Annotated in this window: 14 protein-coding genes; 5 read left to right on the forward strand and 9 right to left on the reverse strand. The window is 66.7% G+C overall.

Going from position 1 to position 14,602, the window contains the following annotated elements:
* Nucleotides 1-7: 7 nt before the first annotated feature.
* The gene (locus tag BJ987_RS26485) at nt 8-715 is read right to left on the reverse strand and encodes a hemerythrin domain-containing protein (RefSeq protein ID WP_209895249.1); all 708 of its coding nucleotides are present in this window, start codon (nt 713-715) and stop codon (nt 8-10) included.
* A 220-nt stretch (nt 716-935) separates the two neighbouring features.
* Between BJ987_RS26485 and BJ987_RS26490 the strand changes: the two genes are divergently transcribed.
* A complete protein-coding gene (locus tag BJ987_RS26490; RefSeq protein ID WP_307869767.1) occupies nt 936-1,736 on the forward strand; it encodes an amino acid ABC transporter substrate-binding protein in 801 nt (266 codons plus the stop codon).
* A gap of 11 nt (nt 1,737-1,747) precedes the next feature.
* Here the strand turns inward: BJ987_RS26490 and BJ987_RS26495 are convergent, their stop codons facing one another.
* The 8 genes from BJ987_RS26495 to BJ987_RS26530 all read right to left on the reverse strand — a co-directional run bounded on the left by BJ987_RS26495 (nt 1,748) and on the right by BJ987_RS26530 (nt 11,543).
* Nucleotides 1,748-2,446, reverse strand: coding sequence for a TetR/AcrR family transcriptional regulator (locus BJ987_RS26495; RefSeq protein ID WP_209895251.1), 699 nt, complete (start codon nt 2,444-2,446; stop codon nt 1,748-1,750).
* Nucleotides 2,439-3,701 carry an FAD-dependent monooxygenase gene (locus BJ987_RS26500; protein ID WP_245366135.1) on the reverse strand — a complete coding sequence of 421 codons (1,263 nt, stop codon included), beginning with the start codon at nt 3,699-3,701 and terminating at the stop codon, nt 2,439-2,441. The genes BJ987_RS26495 and BJ987_RS26500 overlap by 8 nt, the downstream gene beginning before the upstream one ends.
* Nucleotides 3,702-3,883: 182 nt before the next feature.
* The gene (locus BJ987_RS26505; protein ID WP_209895253.1) at nt 3,884-4,453 is read right to left on the reverse strand and encodes a TetR/AcrR family transcriptional regulator; all 570 of its coding nucleotides are present in this window, start codon (nt 4,451-4,453) and stop codon (nt 3,884-3,886) included.
* A 4-nt stretch (nt 4,454-4,457) separates the two neighbouring features.
* The gene (locus tag BJ987_RS26510) at nt 4,458-6,014 is read right to left on the reverse strand and encodes an MFS transporter (RefSeq protein WP_209895256.1); all 1,557 of its coding nucleotides are present in this window, start codon (nt 6,012-6,014) and stop codon (nt 4,458-4,460) included.
* 60 nt (nt 6,015-6,074) lie between these two features.
* The gene (locus BJ987_RS26515) at nt 6,075-7,439 is read right to left on the reverse strand and encodes a lipase family protein (protein ID WP_209895258.1); all 1,365 of its coding nucleotides are present in this window, start codon (nt 7,437-7,439) and stop codon (nt 6,075-6,077) included.
* Nucleotides 7,440-7,540: 101 nt separating this feature from the next.
* Nucleotides 7,541-8,737 (reverse strand): serine hydrolase domain-containing protein, encoded by a 1,197-nt coding sequence (locus BJ987_RS26520; RefSeq protein ID WP_209895260.1) that lies wholly within the window; start codon nt 8,735-8,737, stop codon nt 7,541-7,543.
* Nucleotides 8,738-8,797: 60 nt separating this feature from the next.
* Nucleotides 8,798-9,970: an acyl-CoA dehydrogenase family protein gene (locus BJ987_RS26525; protein ID WP_209895262.1), complete on the reverse strand. Its 1,173-nt coding sequence runs from the start codon at nt 9,968-9,970 to the stop codon at nt 8,798-8,800.
* A 16-nt stretch (nt 9,971-9,986) separates the two neighbouring features.
* Complete coding sequence (locus tag BJ987_RS26530; RefSeq protein ID WP_209895264.1) at nt 9,987-11,543, reverse strand: AMP-binding protein; 1,557 nt, start codon at nt 11,541-11,543, stop codon at nt 9,987-9,989.
* Between the two features lie 116 nt (nt 11,544-11,659).
* Here BJ987_RS26530 and BJ987_RS26535 point away from each other — a divergent pair, with 116 nt between their 5' ends.
* The 4 genes from BJ987_RS26535 (at nt 11,660) to BJ987_RS26550 (ending at nt 14,508) form a co-directional block, all read left to right on the forward strand.
* Nucleotides 11,660-12,265 (forward strand): TetR/AcrR family transcriptional regulator, encoded by a 606-nt coding sequence (locus BJ987_RS26535; protein WP_209895266.1) that lies wholly within the window; start codon nt 11,660-11,662, stop codon nt 12,263-12,265.
* 247 nt (nt 12,266-12,512) lie between these two features.
* A complete protein-coding gene (locus tag BJ987_RS26540; protein ID WP_245366136.1) occupies nt 12,513-13,829 on the forward strand; it encodes an MFS transporter in 1,317 nt (438 codons plus the stop codon).
* A complete protein-coding gene (locus tag BJ987_RS26545) occupies nt 13,817-14,200 on the forward strand; it encodes a YidH family protein (RefSeq protein ID WP_209895268.1) in 384 nt (127 codons plus the stop codon). Before BJ987_RS26540 ends, BJ987_RS26545 begins: the two co-directional genes overlap by 13 nt.
* On the forward strand, nt 14,197-14,508 hold the full coding sequence (locus BJ987_RS26550) for a DUF202 domain-containing protein (protein WP_209895270.1): 312 nt from the start codon (nt 14,197-14,199) through the stop codon (nt 14,506-14,508). Before BJ987_RS26545 ends, BJ987_RS26550 begins: the two co-directional genes overlap by 4 nt.
* Nucleotides 14,509-14,602: the final 94 nt, after the last annotated feature.

Consider the following 14,602-nt stretch of genomic DNA (forward strand, 5'->3'; position numbering starts at 1 on the left):
GGAGATATCAGGTCCTTGTCGTGGGGTTTTCGCCGCGGCGCAGCGGGGGCAGGTGTTCGACCGCCCCGGCCACCGTCGCGAGAGCACGGCTGGCGCCACGGCATCCGGCGGCCAACGGCGCCGGCGCTCGGCGCGAAGCCTGGTCGAGCCGATCCCGCGATCGGTCCAGCCCCGTCAGCGGCAGCGCGGCCAGTGCGTTTCCCGGTGGCCGGCGGGCGACGGTGGGGTGCGGTCGGGTGGGCGCGGTGTACCGGACCGCCAGCCACAGCACACCGGCCCGGCGCAACGCGCGCGGGTCCAGCGCCTCCTGCAGCTTCGGCAGCAGGACATCCTCCTCGTCGCGCGCGTCCTGCCGGAGCAGTTCGGCAATGCGCTCGAACAGCCGCATATGCTCGAGACTGCCGGGGTCGGTCACTTCGAGTTCGGTGAACAGCTCGTTGATCTCCTGGTGTTCCTGTTCCACCCGCAACGTCAGCTCCGCGCCGTCGGGCAGCGTCCGGCGAACCAGCGGCCACAACACCGCCTCCTCCGCGAACGCGTGCGGGAAGACCAGCCGGCACAGCGCGGTCAGCGCGGCACCGCGCTCACTACCGCTGCTGGACTCGACCCGGTCCAAGAGCAGTTCCAGCCGCTGGTGGTCGCGACGCTGCAGCGTCAAGACACTCAATGCGCCGCCGAGGTCGGTTTCCGTTTGAGCGGCAAGTGAGCGTGGCATCGGTCCTCCTCCAGCACGGGCATGCGAGTCGTCGCAGATCTACCCGGCGGTCGAGGTCGCAAACCACATCGGCGTATTCATCGGATCCGGTGCAATGGTCGGCCGCAGTGCGTTGCGGCGTTTGACCGGCCGAGGCATCGCGTTCGGCGTAGCGGCACTCGGCGCGCACGATGGGGGATATTGTCTGACAGATCGCCTCGGAGTTGCCTGAGTCGTTTGCGTGGTGCGCGGACGTATTTGCTGTCCGCACACCGAAGAGAGGGAACCCGTGCGTCACAACCTGGTCGCCGCCGTCATGCTCACCGTCCTCGCCGCTACCGGGCTCAGTGCCTGTGGCAGTGCCGACCCCAACGTGTTGAAGATCGGCACCGAAGGCGTTTACGCGCCCTTCAGCTATCAGGGCTCCGACGGCGAACTCACCGGCTTCGACATCGAGGTAGTCCAGGCGGTCGCCGAAAAGCTCGGCAAGAAGGTCGAGTTCGTGCAGATTCCGTGGGACGCGATTTTCGCGGGACTCGAGTCGAAACGCTTCGACCTCATCGCCAACCAGGTGACAGTCAATGACGAGCGCAAGGACAAATACGCGCTGTCGCAGCCTTACACCTTCTCCGAGGGTGTGATTGTCACGCGGACAGACAACAACGACATCGCCTCGCTCGCCGACCTCAATGGCAAGACCTGCGCGGAGTCGCCGACCACGACCTGGGCGAAGGTCGCCACGAATGCGGGCGCGAAAATCGAAGCGGTGGAAGGCTTCGTGCAGGCCATCCAGCTGCTGAAGGCCGGCCGCGTCGACGCCACCGTCAACGACAACCTCGCGGTCGCCGAATACACCAAGAAAACCGGCGATACCAGCGTGCGGATCGCCGGCAAAACCGGCGCCGCCAGCCTGCAGGCGTTTGCCGCGCGCAAAGGTGATGCGCTGATGACCGACGTCGACAAGGCATTGGCGGCCCTGCGCGCCGACGGTACGCTGGCGAAGATTTCCGATGAATATTTCGGCACCGACGTCAGCAAATAGCCGGCTGTCGATCAGGCGGGACTGATGTGGTTCCACACGTCCGCGCGCCGCTCGGCGAGCGAACGTAGACCCTTCTCCGCGGTGGACCGCACCTGCTCGGCGGTGGCGGCGTCGGGGCCGAGCAGGGCGGTGACGGCGGCCGCGAATACCGTCTCGGGGTCGACTGCCAGGGACCGGGTCGAGCGGTCGGCCGCGGTCGCGAGAAATCCGGTGGTCAGCGCCTGCAGGGCGAAGGCCTGGTCGGCCGCCGACCAGTCGGTGCGCGCCATGCCATCGGCACGCCACATCGGCAGGACGTCATGCATCATGGCGTCGGGCCCCAGGGTGTCGAAAAGCCGGGTGATCGCTGGATCCGCCGCTATGACGCCGAGTAGTTCCTCGTCCCGGGCCATCAGGGCATTCGCATACGGATGCCCCGCCATGACACGCAGCAGGAAGGGGCACAGCCGGGACGGGCGGGCCAGGTCGGGATCGGCGGAGACCGCGGCGATGATCTCGTCGGCCACGGCGATGTAGTCCCGCCCGACCACGCCCAGCAGAAGGTCTTCCTTGGACTTCCAATACAGGTAAACGGTGCCCTTGCCGACGTGCGCCTTCCGGGCCACGTCGGCGATCGTCATCCCTTTACTGCCGACGCTGAGCAGCAGATCGCCCGCAGCGGCGAGAATACGCGCGGCCTTGGGCGAACTGTGCTCGGGCAGATCAGGCAACGGTGATCCTCTCGTGTGGGCCGGTCGGCGGAAGTCCGCGCAGTACCTTGCCGACAATATCGGCATTCTTGAATTCGATGATGTCAGCGGTGTCCATCACCCAGTCGGCGATCCGCTTGCCGAGCCGGGTCCGCGACAACAGTGGCAGCGCGCGGCGCATCATGATCTGGAACCGATTGTCCATCACGAAGATTCGGCGCTGATCGATGCCTTTGTCCTGGTAGTGGGTCAGATAGGGACGCAGCGCGGCTTCCCATTCGCTGAGTGCGGTCTCGATATCGCGGTGCCGCTCCAGCATGGTGCCGAGCAGATCCGCGCCCGCGAAACCAGTCGAGACGCCCATTCCGGCATAGAGGCTCACGCACCACGCCGCGTCTCCGACCAGGACCACCCGGCCGCGATGCCAGCTGTCCATCCGCACCTGCTCGACCGAATCGAACAACATGGTGTCGGCGGATTCCAGCGCGGCCACCGCCTCGGCGAGGACGCCGCTGAGCGGCGCGGGCCCGAAGGCAGCGCGAACGCTGTCGGCGGGGGGCTGGGTGAACTCGGCGTCGACATCGTCGGTGCGGTAGGTCAGCAGCACCGTCGGATCGTGGTCGGCGAACGGAAAGACCCACATCGAGCGGCCCGGCTCGAACAGGGTCGCGCCTTGGGTGGGCACCAGATCGGTGGGTGTGCCGGGGAATTGGAACGCGGCGATCATGTAGTTCAGGCGCTTCAGGTATCGGTCGTGCGGCCCGAACACCAAGGCGCGCACGGTCGATCGCACTCCGTCCGCGCCGACGACCAGGTCGAATCGCTCGGTCACCGAGGTATCTGCCGAGGTGTCGCGCAGTGTCACCCATACGTCGTCGCCGTCCTGCTCGATCGAGGTCGGCACGGTCGAGAAACGGATCTCCACCTCGTCGGGAAGCACCGAGTACGCGGCCCTTTCCGCGTCGCCGCGCAGCATCATCCACGGCTGACCGGGCAGATCACTCATCGAAACGCCGGGGCGGATACGTCCGCGGCGGTCGAGATCGAGGGTCGGTGTCGTCGTGGTGCGGTCGTGCATGGCATCGAGAATCCCCAGCCGGCGCGCGGCCGCTCGTCCCGCCCCGAACAGCAACACGAAGTAGCCGCCGGAGCGTCGGCTCGGTGACCGCTCGACCACAACCGGCGTCCATCCCGCCCGGTGTAGCCGGGCGGCCGTGGCCAATCCGCTGACACCCATTCCGACCACCAGAACCCGCTTTTCATTTGAATCACTCATACGTGAAGACTAAATGACCAGAAAGTTCATTCGGTCAGTTTGTGGCGTGCATCACCGACGCAGAGCCCAAGCCGAGACCTCGATAGGAGCGATGCCGGTTCCGGAACGGCAGCTGTCGAATTTCGTCTATAGGCGCATGCCCGATGATCGGCGCAGGTTGTTCTCCGAGGTGGGAGTGCCTGTCACGCTTCGCTTTTCACGCCGAGCGCTTGCCGCAAGACGGCGTGCACGTAGTCGGCGTCAGCGGGCGCATTGTCGATCAGGATGGCGGCGCACAGACCGTCGGAGGTCGCGACGACAGTGGTTACGGCATCAGGGTCGTCGGTGCAGTGCCGGGCGAGTTCGGCGACGCTTTCGCGCCAGCGGCGGGCGACGGGACGGAGAGCGGGGCGGCGGGCGGCAAGCGTGGAGAGTTCGCGTTCGGCCAGGGCGCGGTCTCGGCCGGGGCCCGCGGATTCGGCAATGAGTTCAGCGAGGCCGCGAAGTTTGTCGTCGCGGTGGTCGATGATGTGGCGGATGCGCGCGGTATAAGCCTCGGCGATGCTGGTCAGGGCGGCGACCAGTAGGTCGTCGAGGCTGGCGAAGTAGTAGTTGCTCAGGCTGACCGGTATACCGGCTTCCTTGGCTACGGTGCGATGGGTGACACCGGCCGCGCCGTCCCGCTGTACGACCGCCAAGGTGGCCTCGATGATTTCGGCTCGGCGTTTGTGCCCTCGGGCTTTGCGCCCGTCCGTGGATTCGCTGTCCCCCATAGCCTTACGCACCCTCAGGTCCGGGCAAGCCCGGCCGGGTTTCCCCGATGGGACGAATGTGCCTGAGCATAACCACGCACAGAATGATAACGACCACGATCGCGGCTCCCGCGGTGATGGAGGCTATGTTCATCCCGGTGGTGAACGCTTCCCGCGCGCCGTGCACGGTCTCCGGCGGGAGTTGGGCGGCGACAGCCACGGTGCCGTCGAGGCTGTCGGCGACACGGGCGGCGACCTCGGGCGCCACCTGGGTGGGCGGCTGAACCTGTGCACGGTAGCTGGCGGCGGTCAGGCTGCCCAGCAAGGCGACTCCTACGGCGAGCCCGAGTTCCTGCACGGTTTCCGACAAAGCCGCCGCCGATCCGGACTTCGCGGCCGGAGCGGCGCCGACGACGATGTCGGTGCCCAGCGCGGCGATAGCTCCCAATCCCAGATAGACGAAGGCGAATCCCGCCACCGTCCGCCCCGCGCTGCCGGTGTCCGCGGTGGCGAGGAGTGCGTATCCGACCAGGGACAGGCCCTGCGTGACCGCCATGACCGTCCCCGGCCGGATGCTCCTGGCCACGATGGGGGCGCCGATGGCGGCGGCGAACATCGCCAGCGCCGGTGGGCCCATCCACAATCCGGCCACCGCCGGGGAGAGCCCTTCGACCAGCTGCAAGTACTGGGTGACGAGATACATCGTGCCGCCCACGCCGACCAGCCCGATCAGCAGAACCGTCAAGGCGGCGGAGAAGGCGCGATCGGCGAACAAGGTCACATCCAGCAGCGGGGAGGCGAGCCGAAGTTGCCTGCGCGCGAAGGCAATTCCGGAACCCGCTCCGATCAGTACGAGCGGCAGCGTCGATACGTCGGCCCCGTGGGTGGCGAAGTGCTTCACGGCGTAGACCACCGGCAGGATGGCGGCCAAGGACAGCGCGACGCTGAGGGGGTCGAGCCGGCCGGCACCAGGCGTCGAGTATTCCGGCAGCAACCTATGCGCGCCCGCCAGCACGGCGATCGCCACCGGCACCGCGAGCAGGAAGGCGGCACCCCACCAGAATCGATCGACCAGCGCGCCGCCGACTATCGGACCGGCCGCCATACCGAGAGCGAACATGGTGGCCCACACACCGATCGCTACCGCCCGCTGGCGTAGGTCGCTGAACATATTGCTGATCAGCGACAGCGTCGAGGGCATGAGCGTGGCACCGGCGACGCCCAGCAACGCCCGTGCCGCGATCAGCAGTTCGGCGCTCGGGGCGAATGCCGCGACGACCGAGACGGCCGCGAATGCCGCGACGCCGATCATCAGCAGACGCCGCCTGCCGATTCGATCGCCCAGTGTGCCCATGGTGATGAGGAAGCCGGCGATGAAGAAGCCGTAGGCGTCCATGATCCACAAGGACTGTGCCGCAGTGGGATTCAGCTCCGCGGCCATGCTCGGCGCCACCAGGTACAGGACCGTGACGTCCAACCCGAGCAGCACGGTCGGCAGCGCCAACAGTGCCAGGCCGAACCACTCCCGCGCTCCGGCACCAGGCTTCCCGGCATGCGGCAAGACGCAATTTTCCGTCGACATACTTGAACGATAGTACAACTTGTACCATCGTTCAAATAGACCGACCCCGCCGCCGGCACCTCAGCGGCGTGGACATCCGTTCGGGGCTGGGACACCCTGTAGCCGCTCGTCTAGCCAACCCATCGCACCGAGGAAGGTGGTCAGCGATCCGGTGATGTGCTCCCCCGGGCTGATCTGCACAGTCGCGGATACGCCCAGCGCGCACTGTTCCGCATACAGATCGGTCGCGCCGGATGCGGGAACCCATTGATCGTTTTTCGCGTGGAAGATATACAACGGGAATGCGGACTTTCTGCCGCGAAGGTCGGTAGCGCGGAAAATCTTGTCAGCGAGCGCGCTGTCGAGGGGTTTCTCATATTTGGACGCGAGTTCGAGCGGGATTCCCACCGCGCCGAGCAAGGCTTCCTCGGTACCGCACACATCCTTGAGCGGTGAGGTCGCACCGAACTTCGCCAAATCGTTCATCGCAGTGAGGATTTCGGGGTGTTCACGGGCGAAGGCGAGCACGACCGCCATCAGGATCCCGGACTGCACCCGGCCATCGAACAATTCCGCGACCCGACGCAAGTCGGTCATGATCCCGCCCAGCGCCGCACCCTCGATCACCGAGCGCAGTTCCGGCGCATACTCCTCCAAGAGCATCGCCGCGGAATAAGCCGCCAGTCCCCCACCGGAATAGCCGAACAGCGCGTAACGGCTGTCATCGAATTCGGACCCGAACGCCGAGCGAGCGGCCCGAATGCCATCGAGCAACGCCTGACCGGTCACTCGAGGCTCGGCGTACGCCATTCTGGGGCCTTCGTGGTCCGGTACCAGGACCGCGAAACCGCGCGCGAGTGCTTTTACTGTCACCGGTGGGATCCAGTTGAAACCCGCCATCTCGCCGCCGCCGCCGTGCGCCGTCCGATAACCGGGCGCGCACCGCAGGCCCAGCGAGTTGATCGGCAGAGCGTGGACCAGCACCGGGCGATCGCCCGCACCGCGCCAATCGTCGACGGGTTTCAGCAGTGTCGCTGTCGTGAAGGAGGGCGCACCGGCCGAATCCCGGGTGGCGTACCTCACCTGGACCGCTTCGCGGATCGGAATCGGCAGTTGCATGGCGGTGGCAGTGGTGAGGTCCCGTCGCCCGATCACCTCACCGGCCGCGCGGTGTGTCGATGCAGCGGGCCAGGTATCGAGGAATGGGTCGCCTGACGGAGTGGGCTGCACCCCGCGCCACAATTTCTCGATTTCGGGTGTCAGACCTGCGGGCGGGGGCGTACCGGAGGATTCGAGGCCGAGTCCGTGCAGCACGCTGTCTCGGTCTGGCGGTGCGGCGGCGGTGTGCCCGGGTAATGCGATCGCCACAACACAACCGACGGCGATCGCGGTTTCGATATAACTCGCGTAACCCATGCCGTCCCGGCCTTTCACATCATCCACCATGGCTTCGTGATGTTCTGCCAGCCGTTTTTTTCAGGCTCCGCACAATTCAACACCGGCTGCCGGTGGCGATCAGGCCGACACGCCAGCCATTGCGCCGGCCGTCAGTTGCGTGTTGCCGAGCCCATCAATACCGCGGCGATCTGCGCGAAGAGTCCGGCCAATGGCGGCTGCGGCGCGGACGGTGAGAGGATATGCGCGCCGTAGTGGACGATCACGAGGTCGGTTCCGGGGGAAATGAACAGACGCTGGCCATGGATTCCGCTGGCCATATAGGAGCCGTACCCGTCGTTGAGCACCCACCAGAAATCGCGATAGCTCAACGAGGCAGGTGCGTCGGCACTGTCGCGGGGCAGCCGGACCCGGGCCGCCGGGCCGCTGGACACTCGGCCGATCGCATCGACCACCCGGGCGGGAACGATCTGCCGGTCTCCGACCGCGCCGCCGCAACGCAACATCTCCCCCAGCCTCGCGACGTCCGAGGCGGTCGCGGCGAAACCACCGCACGCCATCTCCGTGCCCGCGGAATCGAGCAGGTAGCACCCGTCCTCGGCGGTGCCGATCTTCGACCACAGCAGCGTGCTGAACAGCTCGGCCGTCGAGATTCCGGTGATGCGGCGCAGCACCTCCGCGAGCGCTTCGACATTGCCGTTCTCGTAACGGAATTCGCGGCCGTAAGGGCCGGCGGCGCGGGCGGTCGCGAGGTGGTCGAGGATAGTGGTGGGACCGCGATAGCCCTGCGGCCGCAGCGACGGCGTCACCACCGCCCAATAGCGGTGGGCCTCCAGCACCCGATCGTAGGGGCGATTGCCGAAACGGACGTCGGTGCTCATGTGCAGGAGCTGGTCGATCGTAGCGTCACCGTAGCCGGTCCCGGCGAACTCCGGGACGTAGTGCGCGACCGGCGAATCCCGGTTGAGCAGGCCTTGGTCTTCCAGCAGGGCTGCCAGCAAGCCGAGGTAGGACTTGGCCGCCGAGGCGTTCAGATGCGGTTCGTGCGCCCGGTAGCCGTGCAGGTATGTCTCGTAGACTTTCCGGCCGCGGTGCATGACCAGCAGGGCGTCGGTCTCGGATTCCGCCAGCGCCGTCGCCAGCGGGACCGTGCGGCCATGGGTCCATGCGAGGGAGATGTCGGACAGATCGATCGGAGCACTCGGCAACGGCCGCGGGTCGCCGGCGCCGCGCCAAACCGCCCGGGTGGGTCCTGTTTCGCGCACCGCGGTCGCGTTGTGGCGAACGTGGGCGGGATCGAGAAACCCACGGCCCCAAATGATGTCGTCGTTGCGCAGCGTTCGTGTCATCGTGTCGGTATCCCTTCGAAGGCCCAGGCACGGGCCTCCTTGATCGTCGGCGAAACAGGGTCAAGCGAGGAGCAGTTCGCGGGCGATGCCGTTGCGCTGAATCTCCGAGGATCCGGTCAGAATGCGGAACATACGCAGTCGCTGGAACAGGGATTCGATCTCGCCGCCGCGCACCACACCGGCTTTGCCGTGGATCTGGACCGCGTGGTCGGCGATGTCGAACGCCTTCTCCGCGACGAACAACTTGCACAAGAACGCCTCGACTCGGGGCCGGCTACCGGCATCGAGTGCCGCCAGCGCGTCGTAGGTCATCGATCGCGCGGCGTAATAGTCGGCCGCCATGTCCGCCAGGCGATGCTGGATCGATTGCAGCATGCCCAGCGGCGCCCCGTTGACCATCCGAGTCTTGGCGTAGTCCACCGACAACGCCAGCGCACGCCGCGCGCCGCCCAGTGCGGTCGGGCAGTGCAGCAGCCGGTTGACCGTGACCCGGCCCAATCCGATGCGCAGACCTTGACCGATTTCACCGAGCAGCTGTTCGGGTCCGACGTAGCAGTCGTCGAGCAGGATGTCGGCTTCGATGTGCTCCCCCGACATCGGCAGATCCCCTTCTGCCACTGTGCATCCGGGCGCGTCCAGGTCTACCAGGAACGCGGAGTAGGTGTCGGTGTCGGCCATGCGGGCGATCAGGACCGAGAAGTCGGCGAAGGGTCCCGCACTGGAGAAGACTTTGTGGCCGTTGAGCCGCCAGCCGTCGCCGTCCGGGGTCGCGGTGGTGCGAATGCCGCGCACGTCGGAACCGGCGTCCTGTTCGGTGAGCGAGAAGCAGCAGGCGCGTTCGCCGCGCAACACCGGCAGCAGATATTTCTCCAGCTGGTAGCGGGTGGCATGCTCGAAGATCGAGCCGACCCGTAGCGGTCCGCCCATGTCTCCGAGCACCGAGGTCGCGAGAATGCGCGGGGAGGCGCCGATCTCTTCTTTCAGGGCGGCCAGTTCGGTGAAACTCAAGCCGTGGCCACCATATTCGGCGGGCAGGTGGATGCCGTAGAAGCCGAGCTCGCGGCTGCGCCGCCACACCGGCTCCAATGTCTGGCGGGTGTAGCGCGATTCGCGGGCGAGACCGAGTCCGGCCTCGTACTCGGCGAGCTCGGTGTCGAGGTAGGTGCGCAGTCGTTCGACCAGATCCTGTAGCCGCGGGTTGTCGGCATAGCTCGGAGTGAGGGTGAAAGGCATTGCGATGGCTCCGATTTCAGTTGACGCCGCGCGCGGTGGCGGCCCAGTAGGGGGCACGCACGGCGCGGCGATCGAGTTTGCCGTTGCGGTTGACCGGCAGCGTGGCGACGAAGTCCACCGACTGCGGCTTCTTCATCCGAGCCAATCTGGCGGCGCAGTGCTCGATCAGCTCCGACTCGCTCGGGTCGGTGCCCGCGCGGGCCACGACCACTGCCTTGACCGCTTCGCCCCACTGCTCGTCGGGCACGCCGACCACACAGACCTCGGCCACCGCGGGATGTTCGTAGAGGACGGCTTCGACCTCGCTGCAATAGATATTGAAGCCACCGGAGATGATCATGTCCTTCTTGCGGTCGACGATGAACAGATAGCCGTCGTGGCGGAAGTAGCCGACATCACCGGTGTACACCCACCCGTCCCGGAACGTCTCCGCCGACAGCTCCGGTTCGTGCCAGTACTCGCGCACACAATCCGGACCGCGGGCGACGATTTCGCCGATTTCCCCTGCGGGCACCGGGATTCCGGCGTCGTCGACAACGCGAACCTCGGTGTCGAAGACCGGGCGGCCGCAGGAGCTGAGCAACTCGGGATCGGAGTCGATGCCGCGCACCACGTCCTCGGCGGTCAGAATGGTGATGCCGCTGGTGGTCTCGCCGAGCCCGTAGCCCTGCATGACGATCGGCCCGAAAACGGCCACCGCGTCCCGCAGCCGTTGCGGTGACACCGGCGCGCCGCCGACACCCAGACAGGTGAGGCTGGACAGATCCACCTCGGTGATCGCCGGGTGCTGCATCAGCATGTTCAACATCGTCGGCACCACGAAAGTGGCGGTGACGCGCTCGGTTTCGATGGTGCGGAGAAAGGTTCCGGTCTCGAAGGCGGGCAGGATCACCACCGCCCCGCCGCGCGACAGTACCGCCAGCAAGACCATCCCCGAGGCATGGGTGATCGGCCCGGGAGCGAGGTAGCGCTCGTTCAGGTGCGGCGCGGAGCCGGGGCTCATCAACCGTTTGCGCATATTGGCCAGCCGGTTTCCGGTGGTCTGCACCGCGGCTTTCAGCGAACCGGTCGAGCCCGAGGTGTAGTTCAGGACCGCCGGATGATTTTCATCGACGTCGACGGAAATCGGCTTGTCACTGCCCTGGTCGAGCAACTTCCCGTAGTTTCCGGCGTCTGCGGCCGCACCGGCGTAATCGAAGACGGCGCAATCGATTCCGGCTGCGGCGACGGCGGCGAGGGCGGCGGCGGCATGGTCGGTATCGACGAACAGAACGCGCACGTCCGCGTCACGCAGCACGTGCGCCAGCTCCCCGCCCGCCAGCCGGGCGTTGATCGGCACCCGGACGAAACCGCCCTTGGACAGCGCCATTTCGGTCACGACCAGTTCGCCGCAGTTGGCGGCGAAAGTGGCCACGGCCTGCCCGGGCGCGATGCCGGTGCGCAGCAGGGCCGAAGCCAATCGGTTCGCTTCAGCCTCCAGCCTGCGGTAATTCCATCGCGCCGCGCCGCACACGAGCGCCTCGCGCTCGGGCCAGAAAGTGGCGCTTCGGGTCAGATAACCGCCCAGGTTCATCGACAGGCTCCAAATGTGACGCAGTGACTGATATTGGACATGATGTCTATTTACTGTCGCCGTGTCAACGGCCGCTATGCTGACTCTTCAAGTCACGCCGAGAGAGAGGTCGAACCGTGCCGCCCGAAGACCGTCGCGTCCGGCGCAGCCGCCGCGCGCTGCGCGAGGCTCTGGTTTCCCTGACACTCGAACGTGGCTACTCCAACGTCACGGTCGAAGACATCACCGTCCGCGCCGACCTGGGCCGAGCCACGTTCTACAGCCACTACACCGACAAAGACGATCTGCTGCAGCAGATCGTCACCGACCTGATCGAGGATCTGAACCGCCGCCTCGAACCCCTGGCCGACCCCGGCGAGGTGGGTTTCACCGGCAAACCCGTACTCGAGGTGTTCCGGCACGCGGCCGAGGAGCGCGACGCCTACCGGGTGATCCTGCGCGGCGAGGGCGACGGCCGGGCACTGCGGCGCTACATCGAAGACCGCACCGCGGTCGCCGCGGCCACTTTCGCCGCGCGGGCGAAAAATCTCGGCGTCACACCGAAGATGGACCTCTACGTGCTGGCCCGGGCGTGGGTCGGCGAGCAGACCGCGATCCTGCAGTGGTGGCTCGAGACGGACCCGCCGCCGATCCCGCTGGAGGATATCGCCGCGATGCTGCGCGCCCTGTCGCTGCACGGCCGGTTCCGGGCCATGGGATTCGAGGATGAACCACCGGCCTGACCTGGCGTAACCCAACCCCGAAGCGGTGACCACGCACGGTCACCGCTTTTTCTGTCCACACATCGCGGCCAATGATAGACATCATGTCTGCTATTGAACTTTGTGCCCAACCGTGGTGTTATTGCCGTCACCATCGCTCGGCTGTGCGTCAGCCGCCATGACCCGAACTTCCCAGCGCCGGTTGACCCGGGTCCACCCGAAACACCGCACCGGACGCAATGCCGCGTCGTCGCTCGAGAGGATTTCCATGAGCACCGAGACCACCGGTCTGGTCGCGCCCGCACACCGGCCACGCCGGGCCCGGACGCTGAGCCTGCTGACCGCGTCGACCGCGATGGACAACACCGAATCGAGTCTGACGACCGTGCTCTTCCCGCTTATGCGAGAAGCGTTGGGACTTTCCTCGGCGGCGCTGGGAACCGTGGTCGCGGTGTCCAAGGCCGTCGGCGTGTTCGCCGCGTTCCCGTGGGCACTGCTGGCCCACCGCTACCCCCGCAAAACGGTACTGGCGGTGTGTTCCGGGTTCTGGGGCGTGTGGGTGATCTTCGCCGGATTCTCCACCAGCTTTCTACAATTCGTCGTCCTCTACGGCATCGCCGCGGCCGGTTTCGCGGGGGCGGGGCCGATCGCGCTGTCCATCCTCGGCGACATCTACGACGACGACCGGCGCGGCCGCGCCACCGGAGTCCTCTACGGCGGTGTCGCGATCATCGCGGGCGGCAGCGCTCCACTGTTCGGTCTGCTATCCGGATCCGCGGATGGATGGCGCTACGGCTACATCATCTCCGGCGGCGTCTGTTTGCTCATCGGCATCCTGATCGTGCTGTTTCTCGACGATCCACAGCAGGACGCGATACCCCCGGGACCCGCACCCGCCCAACCACTCGAAAAACTCGAGGGTAAGGCTCGTGTCATTCGACGGGAACTGCGGGAGTTGCTGGGGATCGAGTCGTTTCGGCTGATTCTGTGGCAGCGGGCGCTGTCCGGCCAGAACGTGATCATGAGCTTCGGCGCCGTATTCCTCGTCGAGGACCGGGGATTCAGCACCGCGGCGGCCGCTGTCGTCGCGCTCCCGTTCGCCGCGGGCTACCTCTCGGGAACGATCGTCGGCGGTCGCGTAAACGACGCCATCCATCGCGCGCTCCCCCGCAGCGGCCGGGTCGTGATGTTGCAGGCCAGCCAGATCCTCTTCGCCGCGGTCGGATTGCTCACCACACAGCTGGTGTGGGGCTCGATCGCGAGCTATGCCGTGCTCTTCGCGCTCCTCGGCTTCCTGCAGGGGCAAGTGCCCGTGGTCAATCGGCCGCTCATCATGGCCGTGGTGGCACCGCGGCTGCGCCCGCTGGCTTTCGCGGTGTCGGTGTCGATGGTCGAGGGCCTCGCCTACGCCGGGTACGCCCTGCTCACCGGATTTCTCGGCGATGCCATCGGGCTCCAGGGCGCGCTTCTCCTGGTCACCGTCGTACTGACCGCCGTCAATGGCATCGGATCGGCCGTGCTGTACCGACCGTACGCTCGCGACAGCGCCGCGATATCCGAATCGGAAACGAAATGTCTTGGCTGAGAACACTATTCGCGCCACCCCCGGTTGCCGAACGCGAACCACCGCCCGCGCCGGTGGACTACCGGTTCACCCTTGCCGCGGAACGCACCTTCCTGGCATGGATCCGCACCGCGCTGGCACTGCTGGCCGGTGGGGTGGCGATGCATGAACTGGCGCGAACCTTCGCCACCCCGCTGTTGCGCACCCTCATCGCGACGAGCGTGCTGGTTCTCGCCACGGTCGTCGCCGTGGGCGCCTACCGGCGGTGGTGCGTCGTCGACGACGCGATCCGGCACGATCGCCCCCTGCCGGGGTCTCGATTGATGGTGGTTCTGGCGGTGCTGGTCGCCGCCGTCGGAATCATGGCCGGCGTGGCAGTGGCCACCGGATGAGCACGGTCCCTCGAGACCCGGGACTGCAAGCCGAGCGGACCGCGCTGGCGTGGCGACGTACGGCCGCCACCGCGATGTGCGTCGCGCTGCTGCTGGCGCATCACGCAGCCCAGCGTCCCGGGATCCCCTCCGCGACAGCCCCTATCGTGAGCTCCGTCTGTCTGCTCGTACTCGCATTCGTCGGCCACTACCGCGGACGCCGTGTCCTGGCCGACCACCACAGCAGCGCGCGGGCGGCGGCCCTGTTCGCCTCGGTCGCGGTGGCCGGCGCATCGGGCACGATCGCGATCGGCCTGTACTTCGGATGAGGACTGCCGCAGACAGCGGTGGCCAGGCGTTTCAACCAATACCTCGTCCGATCTCTGCTTGACCACGCGTCCCGCATTGTGTGGGCACTAGCGT

Origin of the sequence: Nocardia goodfellowii (assembly GCF_017875645.1) — a bacterium.
Classification (GTDB): Bacteria; Actinomycetota; Actinomycetes; order Mycobacteriales; family Mycobacteriaceae; genus Nocardia; species Nocardia goodfellowii.